Genomic DNA, 15,101 nt, shown 5'->3' on the forward strand with positions numbered 1-15,101 from the left:
GGTAAGGCGAATCGTCGAAACGACGGAATGGACCCGTCCGGACCTTCACCCGAATGCCGAACGGCAGCGGACGTCAGCGCGACATCACCGGTTCTGAGCCAAAGGCGTTTGAGCGTTAATCCGCATCCGAGGAATGCAAAGTGCTGACGCCTTCCGACCCAAGAGCTGGCTGGGAAGGACTTGCCTTTTGCTCAGGCCCCGTACTTCGGCGCTCCGCTCAAGGCGCGACCGTTTGCTGCTTTACCGAGACAAAGCTGTGCAGCAGGAGATCGTCGCACCCAAGGCGCCATTGCCGACATCGCACATGTTGTGCTGCTACTCCGGTGGCGGCGTGCAGTTATTGTCTCCCATCGCGCCATTGCAATTATCGACAGAATCGCCTCCGCTATACGCATTGACGGCGGAATTCCCATAGTTGGATCCTCCGCCATTATAATTCGAGTTGTCACCGTTGTAATTAGATTTGCCACCGTTGTACTGCGCGTCGCTGCCACCATACTTCGGGTCGCGACCATTGTACTGCGCGTCGTCGCCGTTGTAATTCGAGTCGCCGCCATTGTACTGCGAGTCGCCATCGTAGTTTCGACCGACCAGATCATTTATGACGTTGGACCAAGCTCGTATACGTGCCAGCGTGCCACGGCTCGCCGAAACACTTCGCTTATCCGCCAGAATTTGCTCGAGATTCAAGCCGATTTTCAAGATTTCTGGCGGAGCTTTCTCTGAAGCCACCCACTGACCACCGTCTTCGATCATACTTGCAAAGGTCGCAGAACCAGTGCCACCAGCATTTGATTGCGATGATTGTTGATTCGAATCAACACAGGCCGACAACGCAGCCGTCGCCAGCAGAAAGATAGGCATCTTTACCAGTAAGCGCATTTGGACGGGCATGTGTTTTCTCCACAATTATTATCTTTTTGTATGGTTATTTTATTTTCTGGAGTTAACAGGAATTTGACCGTCTCCAATTTGCCTGTCGATCCAAAAACACAAAGGGGACGTGCGTCGCTTGTGTGTCATACTGAGCATTTCGCCGCTTGGGACCGGGCCGGGCCGTCACCGTCGACACATCAATCCTTGCCACTGAATGGCCGTCCGCGCGGCCCCGTCCCTTGCAGAGGCTCGGGCTCCGTTGAACGGCACCGGAAAATGGGGGTGCGGCCATGGAGAGAGTGCGGACGAGGCGCCATGGGGCAGACCCGGGTCATGAGCCCGCTCACCGCGACGATCGCGAGATTCGATCACCACCGTAAGCTTTGGTCACCAAACTTGAGTGGCGCTTGGGCATATTTTCGCTCACCTCCTCCGTTAGCCGACCGTTGGCGATTCGCTCTCCCCCAAAAGGCGCGCAAGATGCAGACCATCCCCTTCATCGACCTTCAGACCCAACGCGACCGGATCCGCGACAAGGTGGACCGGCGCATTGCCGCCGTGCTCGACCATGGCGCCTTCATCATGGGTCCGGAAATGCGCGAGCTCGAGGCCGCGTTGTCGCGCTTTGGCGGCATGGAGCACACGCTGAGCTGCGCCTCGGGGACCGATGCCCTGGCGCTGCCGCTGATGGCCTGGGACATCAAGCCGGGCGATGCGGTCTTCTGCCCGAGCTTCACCTTTGCCGCGACCGCCGAGGTCATCGCCTGGCTCCATGCCGTACCGTATTTCGTCGATGTCGACCCGGGCACCTTCAACATGGACGTTGCGAGCCTCGAGGCAGCGATCGCCGAGGTCAAGGCCGCGGGCAAGCTCACCCCACGCGCGATCATCGCGGTCGATCTGTTTGGCCAGCCGGCGGACTATCCGGCGATCCGCGAAATCGCCGCCGCCCATGGCCTGAAGCTGATCTCTGATGCGGCGCAAGGCTATGGCGGCACCATCGGCGGGCAGCTCTCCAGCGCCTTTGCCGATGTCGTGTCGACCAGCTTCTTCCCGGCCAAGCCGCTTGGCTGTTACGGCGACGGCGGCGCGGTGCAGACCAACGACGCCGAACTTGCGGCGGTGATGACCTCGCTGCGGGTCCATGGGCAGAATCTCGACGACAAATACGACAATATCCGCATCGGCATGAACGGCCGGATGGACACGATCCAGGCCGCGATCCTTCTGGAAAAGCTCGCAATTTTTCCCGATGAGATCAAAGCGCGCAGCCGCATCGCGGCGCGGTATTCCGATCAGCTCAACGGCATCGTCACGCCGCAGGCGCTGCTGCGCGATGCTGTCTCGACCTGGGCGCAATATACCGTCCGCCTGCCCGCTGGGACCGATCGGGAAAGCGTCCAAGGCAAGCTGCGCGAGTCCGGCGTGCCGACGGCGATCTATTATCCGAAGCCGCTCCACCGGCAGACCGCCTATCAGCATTTTCCTGTCGCTCGCGGTGAGCTGGCGGTCTCGGACGCGCTATCACGGGACGTGATCAGCCTGCCGATGCATGCCTATCTCGACGAGGCAACGCAGGATCGGATCGTCGCCGCGCTCACCACCGCGGTGAAGGGCTGAACCGCAACGGACGGCGTCCCCTCTGGACGCCGCGGTGAAATGCTGTAAACCCGCCACGACCCTCGGCTTTCGCCGCGTGAGCGGCGCCGATGTCCGGACCGCGGACATCGGCACGGCACCCAGACGGGCCGCCGATCAGCGCGAGACAGATGGAGATGGCCATGGCCGAACAATTGAAGATCGGCGTTCTCGGTGCGAGCGGATATACAGGCGCGGACCTCGTGCGCCTGGCGCTGCGCCATCCCAACATGGAAATCGTGGCTTTGACCGCGAACAGCCATGCCGGCAAGCCGATGCGCGCTGTCTTCAAGCATTTCGCCCATGTCGATCTGCCTGATCTCGTCACCATCGACGAAGCCGATTGGGGCGCCCTCGATGCGGTGTTCTGCGGCCTGCCGCACGGCACGACACACACGATCACCCGCGAGATCTTCGCCAGCCATCCGCATGTGAAGATCATCGACATGTCCGCCGATTTCCGGCTGCGCGACGCTGCGATCTATCGCTCCTGGTACGGGGTCGAGCACAGCGCCACCGATATCCAGCCGGAAGCCGTCTACGGTCTGACCGAGGTTTATCGCGAGAAAATCCGCAATGCGCGGCTGATTGCCTGCCCCGGCTGCTATCCGACCGCCGTTCTTCTGGCGCTGGTGCCGCTCGCCAAGGCCGGGCTGATCGATGTGTCCGACATCGTCATCGATGCCAAGTCGGGCGTTTCCGGCGCCGGGCGGGGTCTGAAGGAGAACACGCTGTTCTGCGAATCCGGCGAAGGGCTTTCGCCCTACGCCGTCGGCAAGCACCGCCACATGCCCGAGATCGAGCAGGAGATCGGCGTCGCGGCGGGCGTTGCCGATTTGCGCATCAATTTCACCCCGCATCTCATTCCGATGAGCCGGGGCGAATTGTGCACCAGCTATCTTCGCCTTGCCGCCGGCAAGACCGCCGCCGATCTGCGCCATCAGCTGATCGAGACTTATGCGAACGAGCCCTTCGTCACCATCGCCGATGAGGATGTTTTGCCCCAGACGCAGATGGTGCGCGGCTCGAACTACGTCGTCGTCAACGTCATCCCGGATCGCATTCCCGGCCGGGCGATCGTGATTTCGACCCTCGACAATCTGGTGAAGGGCTCCGCCGGCCAGGCGGTGCAGAACTTCAACGTCGCCTTCGGCCTCGACGAAACCACCGGCATCGAGCAGCTTCCGCTGTTCCCGTAAGAGCGATGAGAGCTGAGTTTATCGCTCAGCTCTTAGATATCGCGTCATGCCTGTGCGCTATTCCTAACTCTTGCTTGGCATGTAGCGGTTCAAGAAATCCTTGAAGGCGGACCAGGATTCCTCGTCGGCAACCTTGCGATAGCGGTCGGAGCCGAAGACGGTGAAGGCGTGGGGCGCGCCGGAATAGACTTCCAGCGTGTAGGTGATGCCCTTGCTCTCGAGCGTCTTGGCCAGCGCAAAGGCGTCGTCGACAGGAACCGACTCGTCCGCACCGCCCTGGGCGATGAGGATCGGCGGGGTCTTGTCCGGGTAGCTTTCACCCTTCGGCGTTTCGAGACCGCCATGGAAAGTGGCGTAGCCGGCGATGTCCTTGGCGTTGCCGGAGCGGGCCATTTCGAGCACCGCCGCCCCGCCGAAGCAGTAGCCGATCACGATCGCCTTTTCGTCGCCGGATTTTTTCCGTGCTTCGTCAAGACCGGCCATCAGCCGCGTGCGCATCGCTTCGCGGTCCTCGTAGAGCTTGGCTGTCTCGGCCTTCTTGGCATCCGTCGTCTCGGGACGATTGCCGGCGCCGTAAAGGTCGAGCGCGAAGGCATCGTAACCGAGATCGGCGAGCATGTCCGCCCGCTTCTTTTCATAGTCGGTGAGGCCGTCCCAGTCGTGGACGACGAGGACGAGACCCTTGGAGTCACCCTCGGCCTTCGCGTAATAGCCTTCGTAATCGGCGCCCGCTGCCTTGTAGGAGACCGCCTCGCCGGCGATCGCAGGGGCACTGATCAGCGCGGCAAGCGCTGTGCCGAGTGCCCGTTTTGCCATCTTTGTCATGCCGTTCCCTCTCCCATCGAAGATTTCGGTGATGGAAGAAGGCTAGCTTAAGGCGCGCGACAGGGAAGCGACCGATGGCCCCGCGTCGCTCAATCCCACATCAAGAATTTGTCAGAAGCAGGTGTTGGCTGCGGCGCGAGCGGCCAATCGGACCCGCTCAAGTTGGCTCGACCACGGTCTTTTCCAGATAGCTGCCGGCGAGCCCCCGTGCATGAACGACCGCCGTCGCCAGCACCGCCAGTCCGCCGGCCTGATGCAAGAGCGCCCAGTCGATCGGCACGACCAGCAACAGCGTGGTGATGCCGATCGCCGCTTGTCCGCAGACCAGCAGGAACAGCAACAGAGCGCCGTGGGAAAAGCGGGTGCCGGGCGCTTTGCGCCAGGTGACGATCGCCTGAACGAAGGTGGCAGTGAAGAGTAGATAGGCGCCGCAGCGATGGGCAAACTGCACCGTCAGATAGTTCTCGAAAAAGTTGCGCCAGAGCGGCTCCATCGCCAACAGGCCGTGCGGGATCAAAGCTCCTTCCATCAGCGGCCAGGTGTTGTAGATGTAACCGGCCCGCAGCCCCGCGACGAGGCCGCCGAGATAGATCTGGAACAGCGCCAGAGCGACGACCGCGACGCCGAGCCGTCGCAGGCCTTTGGGCGCCGCACTCGACGCCGGTCGCGACACCAGTCCACGCGCGATCCATAAGGTCGCGGTGAAGATGAGACACGCGATCGTCAGATGGGTGGCAAGGCGATACTGACTGACCTCCGTGCGATGGACGAGGCCCGACGCCACCATCCACCAGCCGACGGCACCCTGGAAGCCCCCCAGACACAACAGCCCGACCAGACGCGGCTTCAAGAACGGCTCCAGACGCCCGCTCAGCCAGAACACGGCGAGCGGCAGCGCGAAGACGAAGCCGACCCCACGCGCGAGCAGCCGGTGGCTCCACTCCCACCAGTAGATCGCCTTGAAGCCGCTGAGCGTCATGCCCTGGTTCATTTCGCGGTATTGCGGGATGCGCTTGTAGAGGTCGAATTCCTCTTGCCACTCGGCCGCCGACAAGGGCGGGATGACACCGTGGATCGGCTTCCACTCGGTGATCGACAGACCGGATTCGGTCAGGCGCGTCGCTCCGCCGACGAGCACCAAGGCGACGAGAATGGCGGCGACGGCATAGAGCCAGATCCGCACCGCCCGGCGATCGCGATCCGTCGCAGTTGCGGGGCTGACATCGAGGCGATAGGCAAGAGTACTCATGGCCACGGCTTTGCACTTAAAGCCGTTTGCGATCAAGCACGCGGATCGTCCCATCGCGGAACGGTGACCGTCGCGGGTTGGCTGTGAGGACAAGCATTCGCAAACGGGAGGTGGCGGTGCCGGTCAGGTTAAAGAAATTCATCGGAACGATCGTGTTGATCGTCCTCGTCGTGGTCTATGCCGTCCTCGCCACGGCTTATGCCTCGCTGCACCTCGCGGACGCCAATGGCTGGGTGCATCTTCTCTATTTCGTCACGACGGGGCTGCTCTGGGTTCTCCCGGCAATGCTCCTGATCCGCTGGATGGAAGCCAAGCCGAAACGGTGATCCTGTCGGCTCAGCCCTCGCCGCGCCGCTGCATCATCGGCACGAAGACGATGTCGTCGATGCCGATCATCCGCAGATCGTCGGCAACGTCGATCATCCGGTCGTCGACATGCGGCAGCCCGGCGATCACCACCGCCGTGTTCTCGTCGAGGATCGCCGGCAGTTCCGGGATGTCGAGCGGATCGGCCTCGATCACCGTGTAGTCATAGGCCTGGGAAAAGGCATCGAGGACGTGGCCGAGATGCCCAAAGGCGGCATCGTCCGCCCGTTCGAGCTCGAAACCGCCCGACGGAACGAAATGGGTATTGGTGTAGTGATCGCGGTGGATGATGTCTGCCAGGCCAGCCCCGCCGGACAGAAGATCCGCATAGCCGCCGCAATCCGGCGGCAGCCCCATCTTCGCGCTGACCGAGCCTTCCGGGGTCAGGTCGACAAGCACCGTCGCCCGGCCGGCACTCGACAGGCGGCGGGCAACTTCAAGGCCGCCGAAATTGCCGAATTCGCGATGGGTGGACATGACGACCAGACGCACAATCCCGGTCGACTGGATTGCCGTCGCCAGTTCGTTGGCCGTGGCGACCTGCTCGCCGGACACATCCGGCTCCGTCTGGCCGGCGGCCTGTGGCCGCGGCGCTCGCTTGTCGTGATCGTCGGGCACACCCGGGCCGGACTCATTCGTCGCCATGATCGTGTCCGCGATTTTCGCCTGCGTCGACTTTCCCGTGATCATCACGTTTCTCCGGCCTCGCCGTTCGGATTCTGCCAGAAAGCGGACGGGCCAGACACGACATTGAGGCCACATTCCCCCGCACGTATCGATCGCCCACTTCCAAGCGCGAACTCCAAACTGGCGCTTAATGCTGACCGGCAGTCTGCACAAGAGACGTAACGGTCTGGTTAAGTGACGGCCGCGGCGCGTTCGACGCGCTGAGTTTACCGAGGATTAACCCTAACAATTTTATAACTCACCCATCCGATATCGACTCGGCGACCGCGTAATGGGCTTGAGTTCATGAAGAAGATCTATCGCACTTTCCTCGCCATTACTGCTTTGACCTTACTCCCGGCCTGCGCCTCCTATCATCCGGTGCCGGACGCGTTTCACGCCGGCCTCAACCAGCCCTATCGCCTTGACAGCGGCGACCGGCTGCGGGTGATCGTTTTTGGCGAAGACGGGTTGACCAACACCTATCCGGTCGACAAGGCCGGTTTCGTCTCGCTGCCGCTGATCGGCGAGGTTCCGGCTCGCGGCCGCACCGCCGAACAGGTGCAGACAGAAATTTCCCAACGCTATGCGGATGGCTATCTCAACAAGCCGAATGTCACGGTGCAGATCGAACAATATCGACCGTTCTTCATCATGGGCGAAGTCACGAATGGTGGCCAGTACAGCTATGTGCCGGGCATGACCGTGCAGAACGCCGTGGCCATTGCAGGCGGCTTCACGCCGCGCGCCGAGCAGGAAAATGTCGATGTCACCCGCCAGACCCGCGGCAATGTGCTGACCGGCCGCGTCGTGGCGTCCGATCCGCTGATGCCCGGCGACACGGTCTATGTACGCGAGCGGTGGTTTTAAGCCCGCACGGCGCCGACGGACCCGACACCCCATCCGATCAGATCCCGGTCGCCTTCAGGCCCGCACCACCCGGGCCTGCAGCTCCGCTGGCAGGCGCCGCGTTGCGCCCCGGCTGTCGACCACGAGCGGCACGTGGCGCACCAACATCTCGATATCGATATCGTCATGGTCGGTGGCTATCAGCGCCGCGTCGAACCCTGCCAGCGTGTCGGCATCCCAAGTGATCGAGTCGCGACCGACGAGTTCGCCATGTTTGCGGGTCATCGGCATCGTCGGCACAAACGGATCGAAATAGTCGACCACCGCACCGCGCTCCTGCAGCATCTCGATCAGCACGAGAGACGGACTCTCGCGCACATCGTCGACATTGCGCTTGTAGGCGAGCCCGACGACCAACACCCGGGCGCCGCGGATCGGTTTGCCCCGCCGGTCCGACAGCGCCTCGGCGAGCCGCGCGACCACCCACTGCGGCATGGCGGAATTGATTTCGCCGGCCAGCTCGATGAAACGCGTGTGGATGCCGAACTCTCTTGCCTTCCAGGTGAGATAGAACGGATCGACCGGGATGCAGTGGCCGCCGATCCCGGGCCCCGGATAAAACGGCATGAAGCCGAACGGCTTGGTCTTCGCCGCGTCGATCACTTCGAAAACGTCGATGCCCATGCGCTCGAAGATCACCTTCAACTCGTTGACAAGCGCAATATTGACCGCGCGAAAGACGTTTTCGGTCAGTTTCACCGCCTCGGCCGTGCGCATCGACGGCACCCGCACGACGCGTTTGGCAACACCGCTATAGAGCGCTTCGGCCATGTCGCCCGCCCCCGCCACATCGGCTCCGACGACCTTCGGGATCGCCGCGACGTCGAAATCGGGATTGCCGGGATCTTCGCGCTCGGGCGAATAGGCGATGGCGAAATCCTGCCCGGCGGTCAGGCCTGAGCCCCGCTCCAGAATGGTCGCGAGGAGATCCTCGCTGGTCATCGGATAGGTGGTCGATTCGAGCGTGACCAGTTGGCCGCGCTTGAGATGCGGCGCGATCGCTTCAGCGGTCGCTTGAACGAAGCTCATGTCGGGATCGCGGTAGCGCGTCAGCGGCGTCGGGACGCAGATGACGATCGCATCGACCTCGGACAAAAGCGAGTAATCCGTGGTCAGCCGCGAGCGCCCGGAGGCAACGAGCGACGCCACCGCATCGGCGCCGATATGGTGGATATAGGATCGTCCGGCCTCGAGTTTCTCGATCTTCACCGGGTCGATGTCGAAACCGAAGGTGTGAAAGCCGCTGCGGTGAAAAGCCAAAAGCAGCGGCAGCCCGACATAGCCGAGCCCGATGATCCCGACCACCGTTTCGCGCTTCGCGGTCTGCTCGACGAACCGGGCGGCGATCGCGTCGAATCCGAGGGTGTCCTCGATCTGCATGGGCGCGCCTTTTTCGAAAGTGCGTTCATCTTGTCATGACAGCCTCTCTCGCCCGGACCGCCTCGTTGAGCAAGAGGCCGCGCCATGCAAAACATCCTCGACAGCATCGGCCGAACATTGGAACCGATCCCTGGCAAAGCCCGATGCTGAGTTCCATCCGATCGGGCGCCCTTGTGCGTCCTGTCGGACGACCGATGCGCTAGGTCCGCTCCAACGCGATGGCAATCCCCTGCCCGACGCCGATGCACATGGTTGCGAGCGCCCGCTCGCCGCCATCGAGGGCCAATTGCAACGCCGCGGTTCCCGTTATGCGCGCACCCGACATGCCGAGCGGATGGCCAAGGGCGATCGCGCCGCCGTTCGGATTGACGCGCGGATCGTCGTCGGCGATGCCAAGATCGCGCAACGTCGCAAGCCCCTGGCTCGCAAAGGCCTCGTTCAACTCGATCACGGCAAAGTCGTCGACGCTGAGGCCGAGCCGCTGCATCAGTTTTTTCGAGGCCGGAGCCGGGCCAAAGCCCATGATCCGCGGCGGCACTCCGGCGGTCGCGCCCCCCATCACCCGGGCGATCGGCGTCAGGCCATGCGCCGTCACCGCCGCTTGCGACGCAACGATCAACGCCGCCGCACCGTCATTGACACCGCTGGCATTGCCCGCCGTCACCGTGCCGCCCTCGCGAAATGGCGTCTTCAGTTTGGCCAGCGCCTCCAGCGTGGTCTCGGGACGGGGATGCTCGTCGGTGTCGACGACGACGGGATCGCCTTTGCGCTGCGGGATCCCAACCGGGACGATCTCCTTGGCGAGGCGACCGGATGCCATCGCCGCCGCCACCCGCTGTTGCGAGCGCAGAGCGAACGCGTCCTGATCCTTGCGGCTGATGGAAAAATCCTCGGCGACATTCTCGCCGGTCTCCGGCATCGAATCGACGCCATATTGCTTCTTCATCAGCGGATTGACGAAACGCCAGCCGATGGTCGTATCGAACATTTCGGCAGAGCGGCTGAATGCGGCGGCCGCTTTGCCCATCACGAAGGGTGCCCGCGACATCGATTCGACGCCGCCGGCGATCGCCAGATCGATTTCGCCCGCCCGGATCGCCCGTGCCGCGGTGACGACCGCGTCCAGGCCGGAGCCGCAGAGACGATTGATCGTCGTCCCCGGCACGGTCTCCGGCAAGCCAGCAAGCAGAGCGGACATGCGCGCGACGTTGCGGTTGTCTTCGCCGGCCTGATTGGCGCAGCCGTAAAACACCTCGTCGACGGCCGACCAGTCGAGATCATGCCGCGCCATCAGAGCGCGGATCGGCACGGCGCCGAGATCGTCTGCCCGGACCGCAGACAGAACGCCACCGTAACGGCCGATGGGCGTCCGGACATAATCGCAGAGATAGGCGTCACCCATTATGAAAGCTCCGGAACGATCAAATCGGCAACATCACCCTCGGTGAAGAGCGGCGCGCCCGTGACAGCTTGCAGAGCCTCCATCGACAGCGTCGGCAGCTTTTCGCGCAGCACGAAACGGCCCTGATCGCGATCGACGTCGATGACCGCGAGCGAGGTGTAGATCCGCGTGACACAGGCAACGCCGGTCAGCGGGAAGCTGCATTTCGAGACAAGCTTGGGCTGGCCGTCGCGCGTGACATGATCGGTCAAGACCGCGACACGCTTGGCGCCATTGACGAGGTCCATCGCTCCGCCGACGGCCGGCACACCCTTGTCGCCAACCCGCCAATTGGCGAGATCGCCATTGGCCGCGACCTGCAGCGCGCCGAGGATCGCAACATCGAGATGGCCGCCGCGGATCATCGCAAAGCTCGTCGCGTGATCGAAGAAGGCCGCGCCCGGTTTCAAGGTGATCGCCTTTTTGCCGGCATTGATCAGATCCCAGTCTTCCTCACCCCTCGCCGGCGCGCGGCCGAAGCCGAGCACGCCGTTCTCGGTGTGGAAGATCGGCTCGCGTCCCTCGACGGTGTATTGCGCCACCTTTTCGGGAAAGCCGATGCCAAGATTGACATAGGCGCCGTCCGCAATGTCCTGGGCGGCCCGCCAGGCGATCTGCTCCTGATTGAGCGTGTCCGAGATGCTCATGGGTAGCGGGCCTCCGCCTCGTTCAACAGCTCTTCCTGGGCCGGATCGGTGACCTCGACCAGGCGGTCGACGAAGATGCCCGGCGTCACAACGATTTCCGGATCGATATCGCCGGCGGGGACCAGCTGGCTAACCTGAACGATCGTCGTGCGGGCCGCCATGCACATCAGCGGGTTGAAGTTGCGGGCGGCAAGCCGGAAAGTGAGGTTACCGTAAGGGTCGCCGCGCTCGGCCTTGACCAGCGCGTAATCGGCCTTCAGCCAGCGCTCCTGGACATAGGGTTTGCCGTCAAATTCGGCGACGGCTTTGCCCTCAGCAAGCTCGGTTCCATAAGCGGTCGGCGTATAGAAGGCGGGAATTCCCGCGCCGCCGGCCCGGATACGTTCGGCGAGCGTTCCCTGCGGCACCAGCTCCAGCGCGATCCGACCATCGAGATAGCGCTCGGTAAATGCCCTCGGATCCTTGCTCTTCGGAAAAGAGCAGATCAGCTTGGCCACCATCTTGGCCTCGATCATCGCCGCCAGACCCACGTGACCGTTGCCCGCATTGTTGTTGATCACCGTCAAATTCGTTGGGCCGGCGTCGATCAGAGCGTGAATCAGCTCGATCGGCGCGCCGGAGCCACCGAAGCCACCGATCATCACGGTCGCACCACTAGGAATATCGGCGACGGCCTTCGCTACCGACGCGCATTGCTTGTTCACAGCCTCGGACCTCCATCGCCAGCGACCCGCTGCGATCGAATGCGGATCTTCCGTCGCCTCCGCCCATACGCCGATCAGACCATCGACGCCACGCAGCATGTGCGCATATTGAGTTTTGTTCGCAATTCGCACAAACTCGTTTGCATGTTGAACAAACCCACGGATTTTGTCGCCTCGCTCGCCAAAGGGCTGGCGGTCATCGAAGCATTTCGCGCCGAGCGCCCGCGGCTCGCCGTGGTCGAGGTCGCCGCCGCCACCGGTCTTGACCGCGCGACGGCCCGGCGCTGCCTCCTGACACTGCACAGCCTCGGCTATGCCGATTACGACGGCAAATTCTTCTCGCTGACGCCGCGCGTCCTGCGCCTTGGCATGGGGGCGCTCGCCACCCTGCCCTTGCCGCAAATCGTCCAGCCATGGCTTGACCAACTATCCGAGCGCATCGGTCAATCGACCTCGGTGGCAATCCTCGACGAGACCGACGTGGTCTATGTCGCCCGAGCGGCGCAGAAGCGGGTGATGACGGTCGGCTTGATGCCGGGCTCGCGGCTGCCGGCGCATTGCACGTCGCTCGGCCGGGTGTTGCTCGCGGCCCTACCCGAGGCCGAGGCGCGTGCCTTGGTCGAACGCGCCGATCTCACGCCGCGCACGCCTCGAGCCCTGACGGCCCCCGATGAAATCATAGCCGCAATCGCCGCCGCCAGGCGCGATGGCCATGCGATCATCGACCAGGAGGTGGAAGTCGGCTTGCGCTCGATCGCCGTGCCGGTGATCGATGCGCGTGGCCGCACGGTGGCTGCGCTCAATACCGGCGTCGCAGCCGTCCATGCCGAAGCCGCCGACCTTGCCCGCGATTATCTTCCAGCGCTTTTGAAGGTTCAGGACGCGTTAAAGCGCATTCTCAACTGACGGCGATAATCTATTCTTGCAAAACATTTTTCGACGAATTGTAATCACCCGCGCAGCAAGGCCCCTTTAGGTTCTGCCCGCCGACAGCTCCACCGGTTCAGCGGCATTCCGGTCGAAGCACCGTGGCGATGCCGCCCGATTGCGGGCGAGGACGCATCTGGGCTCCACATCGAACAGCCTCACCCACGGCCGCCACCGATCGCCGCAGCGTCAGCACAACTTGGCCTGCGATAGCGGCGAGCACAGGCTGGTGCCGGCGCTCCGATCACGCCCAGACACGGCAACAACCTTCATGCTGAGTTTTAACGAAGGCGGATAGAAAATTGTTTTAAAACGACCTTATTGGCCACCAAGCTTGCGCCAAGCCTGCGGCTTGATCCGCTCAGCAATCGCAGGCGCCGACCGCGCGGGAAGCGGCGACAGGCTGCGCGGCGACATGCTGGACGGACGCGATGAGGGCATCGAGCGTTTCCGTCATCTGCCCCCGATCGCGAGTCGCAAGCCATTGATTGATCAGACCTACAAGACCAGTGTAGAGTAGATTGGCGAGCGTCACGAGCTTCGGATCGCCGCGATCCGGCGCGTCACTCGCCGTAGCAAGCATGTCGACATAGAGACTGAGGAATTCCCGATCCTTATCGAGCGCGAGCTTGTTCGCTTCGGCGTGGCGCAGCAGATACAGGGTCATTTCCTGCAGCGCCAATTGCTCTTCGGACCGTGCCTCGATCGCGCCCCAAATGAACAGCACCAGATCACTGATCCGATCGTGCAGCGTCTGCGGCACCTCAAACCGGCTTTCTAGATTTTCTCGATATTGCGCGATAAGCGTCTCCATTGCGCAAAAGAAAATCTCTTCCTTATTGCTGAAATGGTAATGCAACGTCGCCAGATTGACACCGGAGTATTCGGCAATCTTCCGCGTCGTCGCACGATAAAGGCCATCATCAATCATCGCCTGGAGAGCAGCGGTGATAATGATATTACGCTTACAGTTTCTATTCGGGCGAGAGATCGCTGAGGTCTTGCGTGGCGGTGTCATGCTGCTCACATGCGCGCCTGTGCGGGAACCGACAAGACCCAAGGTGACGAAAACACCGTCATCACAGCTGGAACAATTTGTGGCGATCGCCTTTTGCCAGCATCCTGTCATCCATCCCTCAAACGACCAAAGATCGACGAGGGCGGATTGCACCGACCCAAGTTCCGAGAGCGCCCTGCGTCCGATCGGACGCAGAACGGTCGCTCTGACCCTTTGAATCGAAGCATCGTGCTTTGCCGAAAATCTATTCCGACTTCCGGGCCGAAGCTGTCGGACAGCCGCACTCAAGAGCAAACGCACCTCGCTGAACCGGCCTGCAGCCAATCGGCCAGTCGCCGGGCCGGCGTCGGGATGGTGCCGCCGTACCGACAGAAACCGACACCGCCGGAAATAACGTAGCGTTGCGTTACGGCATTTAAAGCATCACATCGAGACCATACCGCCCAAATCTGCGGCGTCCTGCTTTCGTCTCTTTCACTGATCGATATAACGAGATCTCGGAAAAAAATTTTACGTGACAACACACCCGACAGCCGCTAACGTCCGGTCGCATAAAGACGCGTCAAAATCGGCGCAAAATTTAGCGGTCTAGTCTTGGGAGGACGTGATTTCCGGCGCGGCTTAACCCGCAGCCCCGGCATAGCCGGTGTGAAATCCAGGCGCGCGAATTAAAATGCGGAGCGCGAGCTCTGCATTTTTTTTGGGCGGTGCTCCCGATAAATCGATCGCGACTCTTTTCCCCGTCACCCTTCGCAGCAGCCAGTATTCGGCTTTTACGACAGTCGTAAGACAGTTTTGCCCAGACCATCGCTCTTGCCTGCAAGGGGCTGCGGCAATCATCAAAGCGGATCGTTTGGCCGATGGTTCAGGTGCCCGGAATCATGTGCGGGAAGTTGTCCGGGCCAATGCCCCAGACCTGAGTCACCAGATAAAAAAGGGCAAAGACGATGGTCGCCAGGATCGTGGTGATGCCGATCTTGCGCCACATCCGGGCTTCGACCGGCGCGCTCTCGGTGGTGCCGAGCGCCCGCTCTCCGGCCTCAGCCTGAGATCGTTGGCCGAAAGGAAGGACGACGAACAGCGTCGTCCACCAGGTGATGAAATAGATCGCGATACCCGAAACCAACCCCATCCGTTCCTCCCTTGCGGGCGGGCGGCCACACTCCCGGCCGCCTTGGCTCCGCTCTCATTCGCTCCGGCGCGCAAAATGGGGCGCGCCGCGACTGGCGCGGCAGCGTCCTCGAACCGTGAGCATC

At 62.3% G+C, this 15,101-nt stretch carries 15 protein-coding genes; 5 read left to right on the forward strand and 10 right to left on the reverse strand.

The annotated features are described in order from the left end of the window. Positions 1 to 315: 315 nt before the first annotated feature. A complete protein-coding gene (locus J1C48_RS14355) occupies positions 316 to 894 on the reverse strand; it encodes a hypothetical protein (RefSeq protein ID WP_207258677.1) in 579 nt (192 codons plus the stop codon). Positions 895 to 1,356: 462 nt separating this feature from the next. On the opposite strand from J1C48_RS14355, the gene J1C48_RS14360 reads away from it, so the two are divergent. After that, positions 1,357 to 2,496: a DegT/DnrJ/EryC1/StrS family aminotransferase gene (locus J1C48_RS14360; protein ID WP_207258678.1), complete on the forward strand. Its 1,140-nt coding sequence runs from the start codon at positions 1,357 to 1,359 to the stop codon at positions 2,494 to 2,496. Positions 2,497 to 2,657: 161 nt separating this feature from the next. After that, a complete protein-coding gene (argC, locus tag J1C48_RS14365) occupies positions 2,658 to 3,713 on the forward strand; it encodes an N-acetyl-gamma-glutamyl-phosphate reductase (RefSeq protein WP_207258680.1) in 1,056 nt (351 codons plus the stop codon). A gap of 63 nt (positions 3,714 to 3,776) precedes the next feature. Here the strand turns inward: argC and J1C48_RS14370 are convergent, their stop codons facing one another. Both J1C48_RS14370 and J1C48_RS14375 read right to left on the reverse strand, forming a co-directional pair. Further along, positions 3,777 to 4,538 (reverse strand): dienelactone hydrolase family protein, encoded by a 762-nt coding sequence (locus tag J1C48_RS14370; protein ID WP_207258682.1) that lies wholly within the window; start codon positions 4,536 to 4,538, stop codon positions 3,777 to 3,779. A gap of 157 nt (positions 4,539 to 4,695) precedes the next feature. After that, complete coding sequence (locus tag J1C48_RS14375) at positions 4,696 to 5,787, reverse strand: COX15/CtaA family protein (protein ID WP_207258684.1); 1,092 nt, start codon at positions 5,785 to 5,787, stop codon at positions 4,696 to 4,698. A 116-nt stretch (positions 5,788 to 5,903) separates the two neighbouring features. Here J1C48_RS14375 and J1C48_RS14380 point away from each other — a divergent pair, with 116 nt between their 5' ends. After that, complete coding sequence (locus J1C48_RS14380; RefSeq protein WP_207258686.1) at positions 5,904 to 6,113, forward strand: DUF2842 domain-containing protein; 210 nt, start codon at positions 5,904 to 5,906, stop codon at positions 6,111 to 6,113. 10 nt (positions 6,114 to 6,123) lie between these two features. Here J1C48_RS14380 and J1C48_RS14385 read toward each other — a convergent pair whose 3' ends face one another. Continuing rightward, positions 6,124 to 6,798 carry a P-loop NTPase family protein gene (locus tag J1C48_RS14385; RefSeq protein ID WP_207258687.1) on the reverse strand — a complete coding sequence of 225 codons (675 nt, stop codon included), beginning with the start codon at positions 6,796 to 6,798 and terminating at the stop codon, positions 6,124 to 6,126. A 327-nt stretch (positions 6,799 to 7,125) separates the two neighbouring features. Here J1C48_RS14385 and J1C48_RS14390 point away from each other — a divergent pair, with 327 nt between their 5' ends. Next, positions 7,126 to 7,689 carry a polysaccharide biosynthesis/export family protein gene (locus J1C48_RS14390; RefSeq protein WP_207258688.1) on the forward strand — a complete coding sequence of 188 codons (564 nt, stop codon included), beginning with the start codon at positions 7,126 to 7,128 and terminating at the stop codon, positions 7,687 to 7,689. Positions 7,690 to 7,743: 54 nt separating this feature from the next. Here J1C48_RS14390 and J1C48_RS14395 read toward each other — a convergent pair whose 3' ends face one another. The 4 genes from J1C48_RS14395 to J1C48_RS14410 all read right to left on the reverse strand — a co-directional run bounded on the left by J1C48_RS14395 (position 7,744) and on the right by J1C48_RS14410 (position 11,975). Continuing rightward, complete coding sequence (locus J1C48_RS14395) at positions 7,744 to 9,108, reverse strand: nucleotide sugar dehydrogenase (RefSeq protein ID WP_207258689.1); 1,365 nt, start codon at positions 9,106 to 9,108, stop codon at positions 7,744 to 7,746. A gap of 199 nt (positions 9,109 to 9,307) precedes the next feature. Further along, positions 9,308 to 10,510: a 3-oxoadipyl-CoA thiolase gene (pcaF, locus tag J1C48_RS14400; protein WP_207258690.1), complete on the reverse strand. Its 1,203-nt coding sequence runs from the start codon at positions 10,508 to 10,510 to the stop codon at positions 9,308 to 9,310. Then, the gene (locus tag J1C48_RS14405) at positions 10,510 to 11,196 is read right to left on the reverse strand and encodes a 3-oxoacid CoA-transferase subunit B (protein WP_207258691.1); all 687 of its coding nucleotides are present in this window, start codon (positions 11,194 to 11,196) and stop codon (positions 10,510 to 10,512) included. Before J1C48_RS14405 ends, pcaF begins: the two co-directional genes overlap by 1 nt. Continuing rightward, positions 11,193 to 11,975 (reverse strand): 3-oxoacid CoA-transferase subunit A, encoded by a 783-nt coding sequence (locus tag J1C48_RS14410; RefSeq protein WP_425523508.1) that lies wholly within the window; start codon positions 11,973 to 11,975, stop codon positions 11,193 to 11,195. The genes J1C48_RS14405 and J1C48_RS14410 overlap by 4 nt, the downstream gene beginning before the upstream one ends. Positions 11,976 to 12,044: 69 nt before the next feature. Here J1C48_RS14410 and J1C48_RS14415 point away from each other — a divergent pair, with 69 nt between their 5' ends. Then, positions 12,045 to 12,806 carry an IclR family transcriptional regulator domain-containing protein gene (locus J1C48_RS14415; protein WP_207258694.1) on the forward strand — a complete coding sequence of 254 codons (762 nt, stop codon included), beginning with the start codon at positions 12,045 to 12,047 and terminating at the stop codon, positions 12,804 to 12,806. 382 nt (positions 12,807 to 13,188) lie between these two features. On the opposite strand, the gene J1C48_RS14420 is transcribed toward J1C48_RS14415, so the two are convergent. Then, positions 13,189 to 13,998 (reverse strand): TetR family transcriptional regulator, encoded by an 810-nt coding sequence (locus J1C48_RS14420; protein WP_207258695.1) that lies wholly within the window; start codon positions 13,996 to 13,998, stop codon positions 13,189 to 13,191. A 712-nt stretch (positions 13,999 to 14,710) separates the two neighbouring features. Then, positions 14,711 to 14,977, reverse strand: coding sequence for a DUF1467 family protein (locus tag J1C48_RS14425; RefSeq protein ID WP_207258697.1), 267 nt, complete (start codon positions 14,975 to 14,977; stop codon positions 14,711 to 14,713). Between the last annotated feature and the right edge of the window lie 124 nt (positions 14,978 to 15,101).

This window comes from Jiella flava, from assembly GCF_017349315.1.
Classification (GTDB): domain Bacteria; phylum Pseudomonadota; class Alphaproteobacteria; order Rhizobiales; family Rhizobiaceae; genus Jiella; species Jiella flava.